The organism is Streptomyces sp. NPDC090083, assembly GCF_044747445.1.
Classification (GTDB): Bacteria; Actinomycetota; Actinomycetes; order Streptomycetales; family Streptomycetaceae; genus Streptomyces.
In genome coordinates this window covers 647,140-663,965 of the sequence record NZ_JBIVED010000001.1, presented here as the reverse complement: position 1 = coordinate 663,965, position 16,826 = coordinate 647,140, and the positions used below count along the sequence as shown (strand labels likewise).

Sequence of the window (16,826 nt, the reverse complement as noted above, 5' to 3'; positions counted from 1 at the left end):
GATCTTGGGCTTAGGTGCGGATCGGGGGACAAGCTGATGGAACAGCCGCGGGTACGCCTCGGTAGCGATAGCGCGTGGCTGGAACTGACTCGGGCCGATGAGGGCAGTTGGCAGGTCACAGCCGACTGGTGCTCCTGCCTGACGGCCGACTTCACGGCATGCCTCAGCACCGCAGAGGTCGCTGACTTCGCGGCACGGATGCTCTCTCGCCTACAGGCCCCGTCGGGCGGTCGCTTCTCCGAGGCGGTGAGCCCCGGCCGCAACAACCCTCTGGTCCTGACAGCGGAGCCCGTCGGGGACGGCTTCGCCTTCTTCGTGCGGCTCACGCCCAACGGAGACGACGATGTGTGCCATTTTCAGATGGAGATCGATCCGATCACCATCCCCGAACTGCGGGAGACCTTCGATGTCTTCCAGACAACGCTGACTGAATGACTTTCGGAAGCACCCGCGTTGGTCAGGCTGGTGTCATCAGTGGACGTCCGCTCTAGGTTCTGTCCCGCGGATCTTCGTGCCTGCGTGGACACGTCGGGAGTGAGCCCGACTGATGGACGATGGATTCAACGAGTTCCTGCACGTTCCCGCTCGACTCACCATCGTCGTGCTGCTGGCGCCGACAAGCTGGACCGAGTTCGGCTTCCTGCGAGACGCGGTCCCCACCAGTGATTCCGCGCTGTCCAAACACCTCTCCTCACTTGCGGCCAAGGGCTACGTCGAGGTCCGCAAGGTCACACAAGCAGGCGGATGCGGCACTCTGATTCGGCTCACACCTGAAGGTCGGCAGGAGTTCCGGCGCCACGCCGTAGCCCTGGAACGCATCGCCGCAACAGCTCACTCCCTGCACACCGGTGAGTTGGACGGCTGTCCACTGCGGACGCGGGTGACGACCACACGTGACGGCGACGATGAACCATGCGCCTGAGCTGGTACCCGGGCCCGCTGTACAGCGTGATGTCCACGCTCGCGGTGGTGGCCCGATGAAGTGCGCCCGGCTGACACCATCATCGACGCGTCTGTCGAGCAGTACGCGCGCATGCCGACGAGCGTGAACCCGAGGCGCTGGTTGCTCATCCCCACCCGGGACGCGTTGCGCGATGCGTTCCTCGACGCCGCCGGGTGCGAACTCCCTTTCGCCGCCTTGGAGAGCAGCCCCGGCGACCTCCACGCCATCCTCGAGAAGGTCCTGGCTCTTAGCGACGACGAACAGCTCCGCAAGAACCTGCGCGAGGTCGATCAGCCCCACCCCATGGTCAACAACAACCTCTGGCTGTTCGGCGAGGACTGGCACATGACCAGGAGCGAGCTGGGACTCACCAACGTCCTGCACGCCCGTCCGGAAGATCACCTCGGTGAAGACGTCGTCCTGGAGCATGAACTCGAATCTCTGACCCAGCCCGACGGACGCAGCGGTCGCGTCGACATCCTCATGTTCCGCAGCCGGCGGGACGACAACTCCACAGAGCGTCTGGTTATCGAGCTCAAACGTCCCACACCTCACGGATGAGCTCCAGCAGCTCGGGCTCGTCGTTGCCGACGCGGCGTGACATCTTCCAGCCACCACGGGCGTCGAGTACCACGCAGTGGTGATGCTCCTTGCCGATGTCGACCCCGGCCCAGATCGTGAACATGGCCGCCTCCATCAGCTGTTCGTTCTGTGATCCCGCGGACGGCCTTGCCGACGTTGTCCTACACAGCGATCAAGTCGCGTATCCCCCATCGCCATGAGCGGTTGTGACCGTCACGGGCTCCAGGCGGCCAAGTCATTCCAGCCATCGACCTGCGTCAGGCTCACAGCCGTACCCGGAGTCCTCGGGCTCACCGATCCTACGAATGACCGGCGTGTGCCCGCGCTGGAACGGTAGGACAAGCTGTGAGCCCGTTCCTGATCACCCGGATCCTGACCGACGAAGCCACTAACGCGGCCCTGCGCGCCGATGTGCTGCACGGACTGCCCGCCAAGACGCTGCCGCCGCGATGGCTGTACGACGAGCGCGGCAGCGAGCTGTACACGCACATCATGAAGCTGCCCGAGTACTACCCTTGCCGCGTCGAGCGGGACGTGCTGAGCGCCCACGCGGCCGAGACCGCGGCCCAAACGGGTGCACGGACCCTGATCGAGCTGGGTTCGGGATCCTCGGAAAAGACGCGGCAGTTGCTGGACGCCCTGCCCGGCCTGGACACACCCACGTACCGGTCGACGTCAGCGAGAGCGCACTCACCCGGGCCGGACACCTGCTGACCGACGCGCGCCATCCTCAACCCCGGCAAGGTCGAGGTCGTCGGAAAACCCCCGCGTCGGCGGGAACCACCAGGACGTCCTCGACTACTGGCGCAAGCACGGCGGAACATCCCCGCGTCTTGGCGACCGACGTCACGCAGGCCCCGAATTCGCCAACAGCGTTCCTGGCGGGTACGGGGCCGCCGGTGTTGTGGCTGTGAGCGCGGGTCAGACCTTGCAGAAGCCGAGGCTTGTCAGTGCCTCGTTGATCTGTTTGCCCTGGGCCTCGGTGGTGGTGACGCCCCGGTAACTGAAACGCTGCGAGGCCGTCAAATCGGGGCGTGCGGTGTGGCTGTTGAGTGCGCCGCATTGGTTGCGTGCGGCGTCGATGGCTTTGTCCTCGTACGCGGCGACGCCGGGGTTGACCTCGGCGAGGGCGTCGAGGAGTTGCTGTCTCTTCGTGCCGGTCGGGATGGGCGGGATACCGGCGGCTTTCTCTGCGGCTGCTATGTCGACACTGGGTGTGCTGCTCGCGGTGTCTTTGGCGTCGCCGCTGTCGCTGTTGCTGCATGCGGTGAGGGCGGCGGCCAGTACGGCGACGGCGGTGAGGGCGGTGGTGCGCATGATCCCCCCAGGGGTGCGGGTGCTGAGGGGTCATCATGTGTGTCCGGTGCGCGGGTCCGGGCGGGCGTGATGAGACTGTGACGGTCCGGTTACTGGGCGTAAATAAGGTCTAGGGTGCGGTTCCGATCGGGGGTGCCCTTATGTGTTTGGCCAAAGTCCAAGGCCAGTGGGTTCGTGCGGTCGAGGGCGGCTGAGCCGGAGGGCCGTATATGAGTGATAGCCAGATCAGATCATGGTGCCTTCGGTCGCGGGACCACCCCCGCGGCCACGGGACGGGGACCACGCCATGCGCGCCGAGAACGCGACGCTCGTCGAGGGACCACCCCCGCGTTGGCGGGAACCACGCCTTCCGCCTGGCTGGGCGGCCACTCGTTCTCGGAACACCCCCGCGGACGCGGGGATGTGCTCGAACTGCGCCGGACCCACACCCACACCGGAGCTGCCGCCCCGAACACGTCCCCGGGCACGGTGCGCGTGGCTGCCGGCTCCATGGCCCGGCGCCTGACGTATGCGGGTAGCCGTAACGGGCGGACGGACCGCTCACAGTCGGACAGCTTGCGAGCGGCACCGAAGGCTCTCAAGCTCTTCGCCTTCATCATCGCCGTCGTCGTCTTCCTGGTTGTCAGTTGGGAGATGGACATCGTGGCCGTCCTTCAGGGGCAGGCCCATGCCGGCCAGCTGCGACACGGGTCGCCTCGACCTTGTACGTGGCCTTCAGCACGGGCGAGCAGTTCGAGTCGACCGGGATGCGCCCGATCTCCTGACCGACCGTGTGCAGGTGCTGCGGGGCGGCCAGGATCTCGCGGGTCGGGCCCGCCTACGCCTGCGTACTGGGTTCGTGAACGCAGGGGCATGAGTCGGCGAGAACGGGGGTGTCCGCGTATCGAGCGGCAGCGTGCAAGAAGATTCTGATGCCGGCCAAGAGGGCCCATTCGGCTTGGCGAGACGGGTTGGCGCTGGCCCGCTGCGCACGTCGACTCCGCGAGTGCGGCAGTTTCGGGCCTCAACAGCCTGTCCAAGAAGGCAAGAAGGAGGGAGTAACCGTCTACCTGGAGGACATGGCCTCGCGCTCATTCTCCCCAGATTTTCTCCACGGCCAATTCGGGGTCGGGGTAACCGACCAACACAGACGAACACCGAGGTCAGATATGCAATTCACGACCCGTCCCACTCTGAGTGGCACCTTCGGCATGGTGTCCTCCACCCACTGGCTGGCCTCGCAGTCGGCGATGGCCGTCCTGGAGGACGGCGGCAACGCGTACGACGCCGCCGTCGCCGGGGCGTTCGTGCTGCACGTCGTGGAGCCGCACCTCAACGGACCCGCCGGTGAGGTGCCGATCCTGCTGGCCCCGGCGGGCGGCGAGGTGCGCGTCCTGTGCGGGCAGGGCGTCGCACCCGCCGGAGCGACGATCGAGCACTACAGGGGACTGGGTCTGGATCTCGTACCCGGCACCGGTCCCCTCGCGGCGGCCGTCCCCGGCGCCTTCGACGCCTGGATGCTCCTCCTTCGGGACTACGGCACGAAGTCCCTGGCCGACGTCCTGAAGTACGCCATCGGGTACGCCGAGGACGGGCACGCGTGCGTGGAGAACGTCGGGGCGACCGTCGAGACCGTACGGCGGCTGTTCGAGACGGAGTGGACCACGTCGGCGGACGTGTACCTGCCCGGTGGGAGATCGCCGCGCCCGGGTGAGCTGTTCCGCAACCCCGCCCTCGCCGCCACCTGGCACCGGCTCCTCGCCGAGGCCGGCGGGGCGGGTGACCGCGAGGCACAGATCGAGGCGGCCCGTGAGGTGTGGCGGTCCGGCTTCGTCGCCGACGCCCTCGTACGGCAGGCGGGGCGCCCCACCATGGACACCAGCGGCGAGCGCCACACCGGTACCCTGACGGCCGCCGACCTGGCCTCCTGGTCCGCGTCCTACGAGGCTCCGGCGACCTACGACTGGAACGGCTGGACGCTCTGCAAGGCAGGACCCTGGAGCCAGGGCCCGGCGTTCCTTCAGCAACTGGCGCTCCTCCCGCCCGAGTTGCCCGCCCACGGCTCCGCCGACTACGTCCATCTCCTGATCGAGGGCTGCAAACTCGCGATGGCCGACCGGGAGGCCTGGTACGGGGACGCGGACGCCGTACCCCTGGAGGACCTGCTGTCGGCGGAGTACAACGCGGCCCGGCGGCAGCTGATCGACGGGAAGGCGTCGTACGAACTGCGGCCCGGCAGTCCCGGAGGGCGCGCCCCGCGGCTGTGCGAGCACGCGCGCGTGGTCGCCCCCGCGGAGCCCGGCTTCGACCCGATGGGCGCGGGGGAGCCGACCGTCGCACGGGTGACCCGCGACGGCGGCACGCGCGGCGACACCTGCCACCTCGACGTCGTCGACCGCTGGGGCAACATGATCGCGGCCACGCCCAGCGGCGGCTGGCTCCAGTCCAACCCCGTGGTGCCCGAACTGGGCTTCCCCCTCGGCACCCGGCTCCAGATGACCTGGCTGACCCCCGGACTGCCCAACTCCCTCGCCCCGGGCCGCCGTCCGCGCACCACGCTCACCCCGTCGATCGCCCTGCGCGACGGCGAGCCGGTGCTGGCCTTCGGCACACCCGGCGGGGACCAGCAGGACCAGTGGCAGCTGCACTTCTTCCTCGCGGTCGCCACGCGCGCGAAGGCACGCGGCGGACTCGACCTCCAGGGCGCGATCGACGCCCCGAACTGGCACAACGACAGCTTCCCCGGCTCCTTCTACCCGCGCGGCATGCGCCCCGGGAGCGTCACCGTCGAGTCCCGCATGGACGAGGGGGTGGTGGAGGAACTGCGGCGGCGCGGGCACGACGTGACCGTGGGCGGCGCGTGGTCCGAGGGACGGCTCTGCGCGGTCGCGCGGGACCCCGGGGCAGGGATCCTGTCGGCGGCGGCGAACCCCCGCGGCATGCAGGGCTACGCCGTGGGCCGCTGAGCCTCCCGCCGCCCGCCCGGGGACACCCGGCCCGGTGATCTCCAGTGCCGGGTGTTCATGCGGAATCCACCCGGTGTGCACCGGGCGGGTGGGGATTGTCAGTGACCCGTGCTCTCATGGAGGCATGATCCAAGACACCGAAACCATCGACGAGTTTCTCGCACAGCACTCCGCCGACGTGGAAGAAGCGATCCGCAAGGCCGCCGCGACCGAGATCATGCCCCGCTTCCGGCAGCTCGCCGCGCACGAGATCGACCAGAAGGCCGGCCCGCACGACCTGGTCACGGACGCCGACCGCAACGCCGAGCGGTATCTGACGGAGGTCCTCGGCACCCTCCTGCCCGGCTCCGTCGTGGTCGGCGAGGAAGCGGTGCACGCGGACCCGTACACGTACGAGGCGCTCCAGGGCGACGCCCCCGTCTGGATAGTCGACCCGGTCGACGGCACCCGCCAGTTCGTGCACGGCGACACCGGCTTCTGCACGCTGGTCGCGCTCGCCCGCCAGGGAGTCCTGCTGGCGTCCTGGACCTACGCCCCCGCCCGCGACCAGCTCGCCACGGCGGTGAAGGGCGGCGGCGCCTTCCTGGACGGCGTACGGCTGCGCTCCGGTGCCCCGGACCCCGCCCGCGACCTGGACGTGGCCACCTCCCACCCGGACTACACGACGGACGCCCAGAAGCGCGCCCTGCTCGGCCTGTGGACGGACGGGGTGCGCACGCGCCCGTGCGGCTCGGCCGGCCTTGAGTATCTCGCCATCGCCCGGGGCGAGTTGGACGCCACGGCCTTCTCCTGGGAGGCCGCCTGGGACCACGCGGCGGGCCTGCTCCTCGTCGAGGAGGCGGGCGGCGCCCACCTCACGCTCACCGGCGAGCCCTTCCGCATCACGGGGGGCAACGCGCTGCCGTTCACGACAGCCCGCGACGCGGCCACCGCCCGGCGCGTGATGGACCTGCTGAGCGGGTCGTAGGGTCACGGGTTCCGCACACTGGACGGGCTGCCCCCGGGGTTGTCGGTCCCGCGGCATATCCTGGCCCCGAGTTTGCCATCGGCTGACGAAGGGGTCCGAAGGTGCCGTCGATGCTCGATGCGGTCGTGGTGGGTGCGGGGCCGAACGGACTGACGGCCGCCGTGGAGCTGGCCCGGCGCGGCTTCTCCGTGGCCGTGTTCGAGGCGCGGGACACCGTGGGCGGCGGTGCCCGCACCGAGGAGCTGACCCTCCCCGGCTTCCGGCACGACCCGTGCTCGGCGGCGCACCCGCTCGGGGTCAACTCCCCGGCCTTCCGCGCCCTGCCCCTGGAGCGCTACGGCCTGGAGTGGCTGCACCCGGCGCTGCCCATGGCGCACCCGTTCACCGACGGCAGCGCGGCCGTGCTGTCGCGCTCGGTCGCGGAGACGGCCGCGTCGTTCGGGCCGCGTGACGCGGGGGCGTACCGCAGGCTGGTCGAGCCCTTCCTGCCCAAGTGGGACACCCTGGTCCGCGACTTCATGTCCCTGCCGAGCACCGCGCTGCCGCGCGACCCGGTCACCCTCGCCCGCTTCGGCCTGACCGGCCTGCCCCCGTCGACGTGGCTCACCAGCCGCTTCCGCGACGAGCGTGCGAAGACGCTGTTCGCCGGACTGGTCGGCCATGTGATGGCCCCGCTCGGCGGCTTCGCGACCGGTGCGATCGGCCTGGTCTTCGCGCTGGCGGCACACGCGCGCGGCTGGCCGGTGGCCCGCGGCGGCTCCCAGTCCATCTCGGACGCCCTGGCCGCCTACCTCAAGGACCTCGGCGGCGAGATCCACACCGACTACGAGGTCAAGCGCCTCGACGACCTCCCCCCGGCCCGCGCCTACGTCTTCGACACCTCGCCCACGGCCCTCGCGAAGATCGCAGGCTTCGGCGACCACTACGCCGACTACCGTTACGGCGCGGGCGTGTTCAAGGTCGACTACGCGCTGGACGGCCCGGTCCCCTGGACCGCCGAGGAGGCACGCATCGCCGGCACGGTCCAGATCGGCGCCGACAGCAAGGAGATCGGCACCGCCCTGCGCGCCGCGTCCCGCGAGATGCGCGCCCCCGACCGGCCGTTCATGATCACCGTGCAGCCCGGTGTGGTCGACCCCACCCGCGCCCCGGCCGGCAAGCAGGTCTTCTGGGCCTACGGCCATGTCCCCAACGGCTGGACCGGCGACCTCACGGACGCGCTGGAGCGTCAACTGGAGCGCTTCGCCCCCGGGTTCCGCGACCGCGTCCTCGCCCGCGCGACCGCCGGCCCACCCGAACTCGCGGCCCGCAACGCGAACTACGTTGGCGGCGACATCGGCTCCGGCGCGGTCTCGGGCCTCCAGACCCTGCTCCGCCCCAGGCTCTCCCTCTCCCCGTACGGCACCCCGCACCCGGCCGTGTTCATCTGCTCCTCCGCCACCCCGCCGGGCCCCGGGGTGCACGGCATGTCGGGACACAACGCGGCGAAGGCCGTCTGGCGCAGACTGAGGCAGGCATGACCACCATCACCCTCGTCCAGGGCGACATCACCCGGCAGACCGCCGACGCGATCGTCAACGCGGCCAACTCCTCGCTCCTGGGCGGCGGGGGAGTAGACGGCGCGATCCACCGCAGGGGCGGCCCCGCGATCCTGGCGGACTGCCGCAGGCTCCGCGCCTCCCACTACGGCAAGGGCCTGCCCACCGGACAGGCGGTGGCCACGACGGCGGGCGACCTGGACGCGCGGTGGGTGATCCACACGGTCGGCCCGGTGTACTCCACTGAGGAGGACCGCTCGGACCGACTCGCGTCCTGCTACCGGGAGTCCCTCCGCGTCGCCGACGAACTCGGCGCCCGCACGGTCGCGTTCCCCGCCGTGTCCGCCGGGATCTTCGGCTGGCCGATGGACGACGCGGCGCGCATCGCGGTGGAGACGGTGCGGGCGACGCCGTCGGCCGTCGAGGAGGTCACGTTCGTGCTCTTCGACGAGACGGCGTACGAGGCGTTCGGCCGTCAGGTCCGCTGAAGGGCGGGCCGGGGCCCGGCAGTTGGCCCGCCGGGGTTCGCGCCGCCCGACTTCCCTGATCCGCCTGGCTGGTTGACCGCGAAGGGGTCCGCCGCGCCGTCGGCCGACAGCACGGCGGACCCCCGTTCCTCCCTGCCGGTGTCAGCCGACGATGCGGTGCGTCGTCCAGAACGACGTCAGGTCCGTGGTCGTCGCGGCCTGGGCCGCCGCCTTGAACTCGGCGGTGGTCGAGACGCCGTACCAGTGCGAAGTGGCGTAGTCCTTCAGGAGTTTGGCCATCGCGGTGTCACCGAGGGTGCGGCGCAGGTCGTGCAGGGCGCACTTGCCGTAGCCGTAGACGACGGTGGAGTAGCGGGACGAGTGGGCGTCCCAGTAGGCCATCGAGTTGGTGATGTTCTCCGCCGAGGAGGCCCAGGAGACGCTGTTCCAGCAGTTGGTGCCGGTCAGACCCTGGGCGAGGTCGGTGGCGTAGTCGGTGAACGCCTCGTCCAGCCACGGGCTGTTGTACTCGTCGTCGCCGACGATGCCGTAGAACCACTGGTGGCCGATCTCGTGGGTCAGGGCCGTGGTGCTGACCAGGTCGAGGACGAAGCCGGGGTACTCCATGCCGCCGAACCAGAAGTTGTTGTCGATGACGGCGTCCAACTCGCCGTACGGGTAGGCCCCGAAGCGGCCGGCGTGGGCGTCGACCGCCGACTTGGCGGTGGTGAGCATCGACTGCGCGTTGGCGGAGCTGATGCCCGTGACGGAGTAGATGTTGATCGCGGTGCCCGCGGCCGAGGTGCCGGAGATCTTGGTGAACGGGCCCGCCGCCCACGCGAAGTCACGGACCTGGGACGCGGTGGCGGTGGTCACCGTACGGCCGCTGGTGCCGGGGGTGTCCACCGAGGTGCCCGTGGCCGGGACCGACAGGGTGGTCGGGTGGTCCAGGGTGACCTTGAAGTCGGCGGCCAGGGAGTAGAAGGACTCGCCGTTGTTCGTGTACGGGTCCAGGTGCCAGCCCGAGCCGTCCTTGACCGCGAGGACCGGCAGCGCGTTGCCGATCATGTTGAATGCGCCGTCGTGGCCGAACCGGTCCGCGCCGCTCGGGACGGTGATCCCCAGGTCGAAGCCGATCGTGGTCGATTGGCCCTGTGCGAGGGGAGTCGGGAGGGCGATGCGCAGGGCCGTGCAGGCGACCGAGAGGGCGCCCGCGGTGCCGCCGGTGACGTTGGTGACGGTGATCGGCGGCGCGGTGCAGGTGCCGTGGTAGTTGTCCCACAGCCGCAGGTACACCTCGGTGAGCGGGGTGGCCGAGGCGTTGGTGAAGGTCGTGCTCTCGTGGCCGGTCCAGACGGTGCCGGCGGTGTTGCTGCTCAGGCTCACGGTGTACGCCGGGGCGGCCGGTGTGCGCGTCGAGTCGGCGGGCGGAGCGGTGTCGCCCGAGGTGTTCAGCGCGATGTCGTCGAGGACGAAGCTCGTCTGCAGGCTGGAGTCCTCGGTGCCGCTGAAGGCGAGGCTCACGGTCTGGCCCGCGAACGAGGAGACGTCGAACGACTTCTGGACGTAGCCCGTGGCCTTGTTCAGGTTCGAGTAGGTCGCCAGGGTCGTGCCGCCGATCTTCGCCGTGAGCTTGTCGTAGGCGGTGGACGAGGTCGTCTCGGCGGTGTCGATGTGCAGCCAGAAGGTGAGCGTGGCGCTGCTGCACCCGGACGGGATGGTGACGCTCTGGCTCAGGCTGTCGGTGTGCGTGCCGCCGGTGCCGTCCAGCCAGGCGAAGCTGGAGCCGCCGTGGGCGGACTGGCCGGTGCGGCTGGTGATGACCGTCGTCGAGGACGGGGTCCAGGCCGAGGTGCCGCTCTCGAAGTCACCGCCCGAGACCACCTGCGCCGGGGTGCAGGCGGCGGCGAGCGGGGCCGCGGCGGGCGCGGCGGCGGCCGGGGTGACGGGGAGCGCGAGGGCGGCCACCGCGGCGACGGCGAACACACCGGCGGCGAGGGCCTTGTGGGGGGTCGATCTCACACGGAACTCCTTCTACGGCGGCCGGGATTCCGGCCTGCTCGGTGCCGTCCGGCCGGACTGGGTGTGCCGGTGGGCGGCGCTGGGGTGCGCGTAGCGATTGCGTGATCGCGGGGGAAGCTTCGCAGATTTGACCGGGCCATGCCATAAGGAGGGGGAAGTGTGTGAGTGAAGTGGAGGACGGGGTGAGGGCGGGGCGCGGAGGGGCGTGCACACGGCCGCGTTGCACGGGCCATGCCTCGATTTGGCCTCCGGTTGGCCGAATGTACGCCTTCGATTGCTTCCATCGAACGATGGACCACATCACGTTCCTCGTGGCGGTCGTCATCGTCACGGCCTTGGCCTTCGACTTCACCAACGGATTCCACGACACCGCCAACGCGATGGCGACGTCCATCGCCACGGGGGCGCTCAAGCCCCGTACGGCGGTGCTGATCAGTGGAGCTCTCAACATCGTCGGCGCCTTCCTGTCCACGGAAGTCGCGAAGACGATCTCCGGCGGCATCGTCGACGACACCCTGGTCACACCGGGGATGATCTTCGCGGGGCTCGTCGGCGCGATCCTCTGGAACCTCATGACCTGGCTGGTGGGCCTCCCGTCCAGCTCCTCCCACGCCCTGTTCGGTGGCCTGATCGGCGCCGTCTGGGTCGGGGCCGGCTCGGACGGGGTGCACTTCGACAAGGTGGTCGAGAAGATCCTGATCCCCGCGGTGGCCTCGCCGCTGGTGGCCGGGATCGCCGCTCTGCTCGCCACCTACCTCGCCTACAGGATCACCGCCCGGGCCCGCAAGGACTCGGTCACCAAGGGGTTCCGGCTCGGCCAGATCGCCTCCGCCTCGCTGGTCTCCCTCGCGCACGGCACGAACGACGCCCAGAAGACGATGGGCGTCATCACCCTGACCCTGATCTCGGTGGGCGCGCTCGGCCACGACGCCGGTCCGCCGGTCTGGGTGATCGCCGCGGCCGGACTCGCGATCGGCCTGGGCACCTACATCGGCGGCTGGCGCATCATCCGCACGATGGGCAAGGGCCTCACCGACATCCAGTCCCCGCAGGGCTTCGCGGCCGAGGCCGCCTCCACCACCGTCATCCTCACCTCCGCCCACCTGGGCTTCGCGCTCTCCACCACCCAGGTCTGCTCCGGCGGCATCCTGGGCGCGGGTCTCGGCCGACGGCTGGCCGAGGTGCGCTGGGGCACCGCGGGCCGCATGGTCATCGCCTGGCTGGTCACCCTGCCGGCCGCGGCCCTGGTCGGCGGCCTGTCCGCGACCGTCGTCAAGCACGGCGGAAACTTCGGTACGTCCGTGATCGCGCTGATCGCCGCCGCCGTGGCCGGGTTCATCGTGATCGCCTCGCGCCGCAACCCCGTGCACGCGGACAACGTGAACGAGACCCACGAGGTCACCATCCGCACCGAGGCGTCCTCCGACGTCCGTACGGCCGCCTGAGCCAAGGGAGTTGAGTTATGAGTGTGGACTGGAACGCCCTCGGCGAGGTCTTCGCGGTGAGCGTCGGCGTGACCGTCGGCGTGGTCGTGGTCTTCGCGCTGGGCATCCTGGGCCTGGCCCGGGTCGAGGCCGCCCGCGAGGCGGACGGCGGCACGCACGCCCTCGGTCTGACGCAGGCGGGGTTGTGCTTTCTCGCGTGTGCGGCTGTCGTGGCGTACGGCATCTATCTGATCGTGCCGCAGTTCCACTGACCGCGGCCGCGTACCGCTGAGCAACTGAACCCCCTTGAGAGGAGGCCGGGATGACTGAACTGCTGACCGGGCTGCGGGTCGACTACACCGACCAGGACGACCCCGTGCTGATCCGGCCCGACGGCAGTCCGGTGGACACCTGGCGGGAGAACTACCCGTACGCACAGCGCATGGAGCGCAAGGAGTACGACTGGCACAAGCGGCTCCAGCAGATAGAACTGCTGAAGCTGCAGCGCTGGGTCAAGGAGACCGGCCGCCGGCTCGTCATCGTCTGCGAGGGGCGGGACGCGGCCGGCAAGGGCGGCACCATCAAACGGTTCACCGAGCACCTGAACCCGCGTGGCGCCCGGGTCGTCGCCCTGGAGAAGCCGAGTGAGCGCGAGAGCGGCCAGTGGTACTTCCAGCGCTACGTCCAGCACCTGCCGACCGCGGGCGAGATCGTGCTGTTCGACCGGTCCTGGTACAACCGGGCGGGCGTCGAGCGCGTGATGGGCTTCTGCTCGGACGACGAGTACCGCCGTTTCATGCGCCAGGCCCCGCTGTTCGAGCGGATGCTGGCGGACGACGGCATCGACCTGATCAAGTTCTGGTTCTCCGTCTCACAAGGTGAACAGCGCACCCGTTTCACGATCCGCCAGGTCGATCCCGTACGGCAGTGGAAGCTCAGCGCGATGGACCTGGAATCCCTGGACCGGTGGGACGACTACACGGCCGCCAAGGTCGCCATGTTCCGGGAGACCGACACGGAACACGCGCCCTGGACCGTGGTGAAGAGCAACGACAAGAAGCGGGCCCGCGTCGAGGCCATGCGCAGCGTGCTGGCCCGCTTCGACTACGGCGACAAGGACGAGGAGGTCGTCGGCAGCCCCGACCCGCGCATCGTCGGCGCGGCGGCCACCCTGCTGGAGGCGGGCGAGGACGACACGGCGGCGGTGTTCTAGTCGCCGTCGCGCGGCACCAGGGTCACCCGGTGGAAGTTGCAGCCGGTCATGGGCGGGCTCCCGGCAGGGGGCCCGCCCGCGTGCGCCTTGAGGGCCATGCTGACCAGGCTCAGCAGCAGGTCGACGTCCGTCTCGCAGTCCAGGTGGACGGTCACCCAGCGGGAGCCCGGGATGATCCGGATCGCGGTCGACTCGCTGAGATCCTGGTGGAACCGGAGAATGGCCCCGACCGTGAGATGCAGGTCCACATCGTGGTCGGAGTGGAAGTGCACGATCTCGCTGTGGGCGGACCGCAGCGCCCGCCCCGCGCCGCAGCTGGCCGGGACCGCGCTGAGGTCGCGCCAGTCTTCCAGTCGCCGCATGGCTCGCTCGGCCAGAGTCATGTCCCCATCGTGGACCGCGCACCGCCCCGCAACCAGAGGTTGAGCGATTCGTAACCGGGGCGTGAGGTGCCGAACACCCCGGGGACGTCGCACGCGCGGTCCGCGAATCGGGTCAACTCCCGCCGGAAGCAAGCTTTTCGTACGCCACGAGGCGTACGCAGGTGGCCACCCCGTCGATGATCTCCGCGATCTCCGCCGCGTCCGGGAAGGAGGGCGCGATCCGGATCGTACGGTCCCTCGGGTCGTCGCCGTACGGATGGGTGGCGCCCGCCGGAGTCAGCGCCAGACCGGCGTCCGCCGCGCGGCGCACCACCTCGCGGGCACAGCCGTCCGGCACGTCCAGGGTGATGAAGTAGCCGCCCCGGGGCGTCGACCAGCGGGCCAGCCCGGTGCCGCCGAGCCGCTCGTCGAGGACCCGCAGCACGGTGTCGAACTTCGGCCGCAGCAGCTCACGGTGCTTGCCCATGTGGGCGCGCACCCCGTCCGGGTCGCGCAGGAACATCGCGTGCCGCAGCTGGTTGATCTTGTCCGGGCCGATGGACCGCTTGGCGCTGTGACCGCGCAGCCAGGCCACGTTGGCCGGGGACGAGCCGAAGAACGCCACGCCCGCACCGGCCAGCGTGATCTTCGAGGTGGACCCGAAGACGAGGACGCGGTCGGTATGCCCGCTCGCGGCACAGGCCGCCAGAACGTCGGCGATCTCCACCTCCTCGTCGGTGAGGTGGTGGACGGCGTAGGCGTTGTCCCAGAAGATCCGGAAGTCCGTCGCGGCCGTGGGCATCGCGGCGAGCCGCCGTACGGTCTCGTCGCTGTAGCACGTCCCGTCGGGGTTGCTGTACTTGGGCACGCACCAGATGCCCTTGACCGCAGGGTCCCCGGCGACCAGCCGCTCCACCGCGTCCATGTCGGGGCCCTCGGCGGTCATCGGCACGGGGATCATCTCGATGCCGAAGCGCTCGCACAGCGCGAAGTGCCGGTCATAGCCGGGAACCGGGCACAGGAACGCGATCCGCTCCTCGTCCGCCCAGCGGCGGGCCGCGCCGGGAACCGTGCCGAGCAGCGCGTGCACGAGACTGTCGTGCATCAGCTCCAGGCTGGAGTTGCCCACGGCGAGCAGCTGCCCGGCCGGCACCTGGAGGAAGCCGGAGAAGATCTCCCGGAGCTCCGGCAGACCGTCCGCGGCGCCGTAGTTGCGGCAGTCCGTGCCGTCGGCCGAGGTGTGGCGGTCGCCGGGCAGCGAGAGCAGTCCGGCGGCCAGGTCGAGCTGTCGTGCGGAGGGCTTGCCGCGGGTCAGGTCGAGCGAGAGGCCCTTCGCGAGCAGGGCTTCGTAGTCGCTCCGGGCCGCGTCGAGGAGGGCCGGGAGGGAATCTGAGGTGTTCGCCGGGGGCGGAGTCGGAGTCACGGAAGCCGACGTTACAAAGCCGGGCGCGCCCTCACCAATGGTTAAGCCGGGGGCAGGGCCCGGGTCCGGCGGCAGGCCACGCCACGTCGATGTCGGATTCCCGCCAGCCCCGGCCCACCGCGTATCGGATGCTGGACCTATGCAGAACGGGATGCACACCGACACGGAGCGCTGTGTGCGCGCGGTCCAGTCGAAGGACGCACGCTTCGACGGCTGGTTCTTCACGGCCGTCCTGACCACCCGCATCTACTGCCGGCCCAGCTGCCCGGTCGTCCCGCCCAAGCCGCGGAACATGACGTTCTACCCGAGCGCGGCGGCCTGCCAGCAGGCGGGTTTCCGGGCCTGCAAGCGCTGCCGTCCGGACACCAGCCCCGGCTCCCCGGAGTGGAACCAGCGGGCCGACCTCGTCGCCCGCGCGATGCGCCTGATCGCCGACGGGACCGTGGACCGCGAGGGCGTCCCCGGCCTCGCCGCCCGCCTCGGCTACAGCACCCGGCAGATCGAACGCCAGCTCCTCGCCGAGCTGGGCGCCGGACCCCTCGCCCTGGCCCGCGCCCAACGCGCCCAGACGGCACGGCTGTTGATCGAGACCACCGCTCTGCCGATGGCGGAGATCGCCTTCGCCGCCGGCTTCTCCTCGATCCGCGCCTTCAACGACACCGTCCGCGAGGTCTTCGCCCTCTCCCCGACCGAACTGCGCAACAGGCGCCCGAGGACAGCGGTGTTGACCCCCGGCACCCTCACCCTCCGGCTGCCGTTCCGCGCGCCCCTCAACCCCGACAACCTCTTCGGCCACCTCGCGGCGACCGCCGTGCCGGGCGTGGAGGAGTGGCGTGGCGGCGCGTACCGGCGCACCCTCCGTCTGCCCTACGGCCACGGCATCGCGTCCCTGACTCCCAAGGCCGACCACATCGCCTGCCGCCTCACGCTCAGCGATCTGCGCGACCTGCCGGTGGCCATCAGCCGGTGCCGCCGCATGCTCGACCTGGACGCCGATCCGGTCGCGGTGGACGAGCAGTTGAGGACCGACCCGGTCCTGGCGCCGCTCGTGGACAAGGCGCCGGGGCGACGCGTCCCGCGCACGGTCGACGAGGAGGAGTTCGCCGTACGGGCCGTCCTCGGTCAGCAGGTCTCCACGGCGGCGGCCCGTACCCACGCGGCCCGCCTGGTCACCGCCCACGGCGAACCGGTGGACGACCCCGAGGGCGGCCTGACCCACCTCTTCCCGTCCGCGGAATCACTGGCCGCGCTGGACCCCGAGTCGCTGGCGATGCCCCGGACCCGGCGCCGGACGTTCACCACCCTCGTCTCCCGATTGGCCGACCACACCCTGCACTTGGGAGTGGAGAGCGACTGGGCGGAGACCCGCGCACAGCTCCTCGCCCTCCCCGGCTTCGGCCCCTGGACCGTCGACGCCATCGCCATGCGCGCCCTCGGCGACCCCGACGCCTTCCTCCCCACGGACCTCGGAGTCCGGCGCGCCGCACAGGAGTTGGGCCTTCCGTCGACCCCGGCCGCGCTCACCGCACGTGCGGCGGCCTGGCGTCCGTGGCGGGCGTACGCGGTCCAGTACCTGTGGGCCACGGACAGCCACCCGATCAACTTCCTTCCCGCGTAAGGGGA

15 protein-coding genes and 3 pseudogenes are annotated in these 16,826 nt (G+C 70.5%); 12 read left to right on the top strand and 6 right to left on the bottom strand.

The window, feature by feature from the left end:
- The first annotated feature begins 36 nt into the window (after positions 1–36).
- The 3 genes and pseudogenes from ACIPTO_RS02750 (at position 37) to ACIPTO_RS02740 (ending at position 1,504) form a co-directional block, all read left to right on the top strand.
- On the top strand, positions 37–435 hold the full coding sequence (locus ACIPTO_RS02750) for a hypothetical protein (protein ID WP_366311696.1): 399 nt from the start codon (positions 37–39) through the stop codon (positions 433–435).
- 112 nt (positions 436–547) lie between these two features.
- A pseudogene (locus ACIPTO_RS02745) lies at positions 548–862 on the top strand (transcriptional regulator); the annotation flags it as partial.
- A gap of 120 nt (positions 863–982) precedes the next feature.
- Positions 983–1,504: a hypothetical protein gene (locus tag ACIPTO_RS02740; RefSeq protein ID WP_366311694.1), complete on the top strand. Its 522-nt coding sequence runs from the start codon at positions 983–985 to the stop codon at positions 1,502–1,504.
- Here the strand turns inward: ACIPTO_RS02740 and ACIPTO_RS02735 are convergent.
- Positions 1,491–1,628, bottom strand: a pseudogene (locus tag ACIPTO_RS02735) (transposase); the annotation flags it as partial. The gene ACIPTO_RS02740 and the pseudogene ACIPTO_RS02735 overlap by 14 nt on opposite strands.
- A gap of 242 nt (positions 1,629–1,870) precedes the next feature.
- On the opposite strand from ACIPTO_RS02735, the pseudogene ACIPTO_RS02730 reads away from it, so the two are divergent.
- Positions 1,871–2,250: pseudogene (locus tag ACIPTO_RS02730) on the top strand (L-histidine N(alpha)-methyltransferase); the annotation flags it as partial.
- 196 nt (positions 2,251–2,446) lie between these two features.
- Here the strand turns inward: ACIPTO_RS02730 and ACIPTO_RS02725 are convergent.
- Both ACIPTO_RS02725 and ACIPTO_RS02720 read right to left on the bottom strand, forming a co-directional pair.
- The gene (locus ACIPTO_RS02725) at positions 2,447–2,842 is read right to left on the bottom strand and encodes a hypothetical protein (RefSeq protein ID WP_366311692.1); all 396 of its coding nucleotides are present in this window, start codon (positions 2,840–2,842) and stop codon (positions 2,447–2,449) included.
- Between the two features lie 540 nt (positions 2,843–3,382).
- A complete protein-coding gene (locus ACIPTO_RS02720) occupies positions 3,383–3,529 on the bottom strand; it encodes a hypothetical protein (RefSeq protein ID WP_401188897.1) in 147 nt (48 codons plus the stop codon).
- A 461-nt stretch (positions 3,530–3,990) separates the two neighbouring features.
- Between ACIPTO_RS02720 and ACIPTO_RS02715 the strand changes: the two genes are divergently transcribed.
- The 4 genes from ACIPTO_RS02715 (at position 3,991) to ACIPTO_RS02700 (ending at position 8,780) form a co-directional block, all read left to right on the top strand.
- On the top strand, positions 3,991–5,787 hold the full coding sequence (locus ACIPTO_RS02715) for a gamma-glutamyltransferase family protein (RefSeq protein ID WP_401188894.1): 1,797 nt from the start codon (positions 3,991–3,993) through the stop codon (positions 5,785–5,787).
- A 124-nt stretch (positions 5,788–5,911) separates the two neighbouring features.
- On the top strand, positions 5,912–6,754 hold the full coding sequence (locus ACIPTO_RS02710; RefSeq protein ID WP_366311688.1) for an inositol monophosphatase family protein: 843 nt from the start codon (positions 5,912–5,914) through the stop codon (positions 6,752–6,754).
- 110 nt (positions 6,755–6,864) lie between these two features.
- The gene (locus ACIPTO_RS02705) at positions 6,865–8,274 is read left to right on the top strand and encodes a phytoene desaturase family protein (RefSeq protein WP_401188891.1); all 1,410 of its coding nucleotides are present in this window, start codon (positions 6,865–6,867) and stop codon (positions 8,272–8,274) included.
- Positions 8,271–8,780 (top strand): O-acetyl-ADP-ribose deacetylase, encoded by a 510-nt coding sequence (locus ACIPTO_RS02700; RefSeq protein ID WP_366311684.1) that lies wholly within the window; start codon positions 8,271–8,273, stop codon positions 8,778–8,780. The genes ACIPTO_RS02705 and ACIPTO_RS02700 overlap by 4 nt, the downstream gene beginning before the upstream one ends.
- Before the next feature lie 141 nt (positions 8,781–8,921).
- On the opposite strand, the gene ACIPTO_RS02695 is transcribed toward ACIPTO_RS02700, so the two are convergent.
- A complete protein-coding gene (locus tag ACIPTO_RS02695) occupies positions 8,922–10,781 on the bottom strand; it encodes a M1 family aminopeptidase (protein WP_401188886.1) in 1,860 nt (619 codons plus the stop codon).
- Between the two features lie 290 nt (positions 10,782–11,071).
- Here ACIPTO_RS02695 and ACIPTO_RS02690 point away from each other — a divergent pair, with 290 nt between their 5' ends.
- The 3 genes from ACIPTO_RS02690 to ppk2 are packed head-to-tail and all read left to right on the top strand — an operon-like array spanning position 11,072 to position 13,418.
- Positions 11,072–12,226, top strand: coding sequence for an anion permease (locus tag ACIPTO_RS02690; protein WP_401188884.1), 1,155 nt, complete (start codon positions 11,072–11,074; stop codon positions 12,224–12,226).
- 17 nt (positions 12,227–12,243) lie between these two features.
- Positions 12,244–12,477: a hypothetical protein gene (locus tag ACIPTO_RS02685; RefSeq protein WP_366311678.1), complete on the top strand. Its 234-nt coding sequence runs from the start codon at positions 12,244–12,246 to the stop codon at positions 12,475–12,477.
- A gap of 50 nt (positions 12,478–12,527) precedes the next feature.
- A complete protein-coding gene (ppk2, locus tag ACIPTO_RS02680) occupies positions 12,528–13,418 on the top strand; it encodes a polyphosphate kinase 2 (RefSeq protein WP_366311677.1) in 891 nt (296 codons plus the stop codon).
- On the opposite strand, the gene ACIPTO_RS02675 is transcribed toward ppk2, so the two are convergent.
- Positions 13,415–13,801, bottom strand: a complete 387-nt coding sequence (locus tag ACIPTO_RS02675) for a luciferase family protein (RefSeq protein ID WP_366311675.1) — start codon at positions 13,799–13,801, stop codon at positions 13,415–13,417. The genes ppk2 and ACIPTO_RS02675 overlap by 4 nt on opposite strands.
- A gap of 112 nt (positions 13,802–13,913) precedes the next feature.
- Positions 13,914–15,203 carry an aminotransferase class I/II-fold pyridoxal phosphate-dependent enzyme gene (locus ACIPTO_RS02670; protein ID WP_401188880.1) on the bottom strand — a complete coding sequence of 430 codons (1,290 nt, stop codon included), beginning with the start codon at positions 15,201–15,203 and terminating at the stop codon, positions 13,914–13,916.
- A gap of 151 nt (positions 15,204–15,354) precedes the next feature.
- Here ACIPTO_RS02670 and ACIPTO_RS02665 point away from each other — a divergent pair, with 151 nt between their 5' ends.
- Positions 15,355–16,821, top strand: a complete 1,467-nt coding sequence (locus ACIPTO_RS02665) for a DNA-3-methyladenine glycosylase 2 family protein (RefSeq protein ID WP_401188877.1) — start codon at positions 15,355–15,357, stop codon at positions 16,819–16,821.
- Positions 16,822–16,826 lie beyond the last annotated feature (5 nt).

What these genes read in the sequence shown, in the direction of transcription:
- ACIPTO_RS02710 (WP_366311688.1), top strand. Translation starts at nt 5,912, where the DNA reads ATGATCCAAGACACCGAAACCATCGACGAGTTTCTCGCACAGCACTCC.
- ACIPTO_RS02715 (WP_401188894.1), top strand. Translation starts at nt 3,991, where the DNA reads ATGCAATTCACGACCCGTCCCACTCTGAGTGGCACCTTCGGCATGGTG.
- ACIPTO_RS02700 (WP_366311684.1), top strand. Translation starts at nt 8,271, where the DNA reads ATGACCACCATCACCCTCGTCCAGGGCGACATCACCCGGCAGACCGCC.
- ACIPTO_RS02725 (WP_366311692.1), bottom strand. Translation starts at nt 2,842, where the DNA reads ATGCGCACCACCGCCCTCACCGCCGTCGCCGTACTGGCCGCCGCCCTC.
- ACIPTO_RS02750 (WP_366311696.1), top strand. Translation starts at nt 37, where the DNA reads ATGGAACAGCCGCGGGTACGCCTCGGTAGCGATAGCGCGTGGCTGGAA.
- ACIPTO_RS02675 (WP_366311675.1), bottom strand. Translation starts at nt 13,801, where the DNA reads ATGACTCTGGCCGAGCGAGCCATGCGGCGACTGGAAGACTGGCGCGAC.
- ACIPTO_RS02705 (WP_401188891.1), top strand. Translation starts at nt 6,865, where the DNA reads ATGCTCGATGCGGTCGTGGTGGGTGCGGGGCCGAACGGACTGACGGCC.
- ACIPTO_RS02690 (WP_401188884.1), top strand. Translation starts at nt 11,072, where the DNA reads ATGGACCACATCACGTTCCTCGTGGCGGTCGTCATCGTCACGGCCTTG.
- ACIPTO_RS02685 (WP_366311678.1), top strand. Translation starts at nt 12,244, where the DNA reads ATGAGTGTGGACTGGAACGCCCTCGGCGAGGTCTTCGCGGTGAGCGTC.
- ppk2 (WP_366311677.1), top strand. Translation starts at nt 12,528, where the DNA reads ATGACTGAACTGCTGACCGGGCTGCGGGTCGACTACACCGACCAGGAC.
- ACIPTO_RS02665 (WP_401188877.1), top strand. Translation starts at nt 15,355, where the DNA reads ATGCACACCGACACGGAGCGCTGTGTGCGCGCGGTCCAGTCGAAGGAC.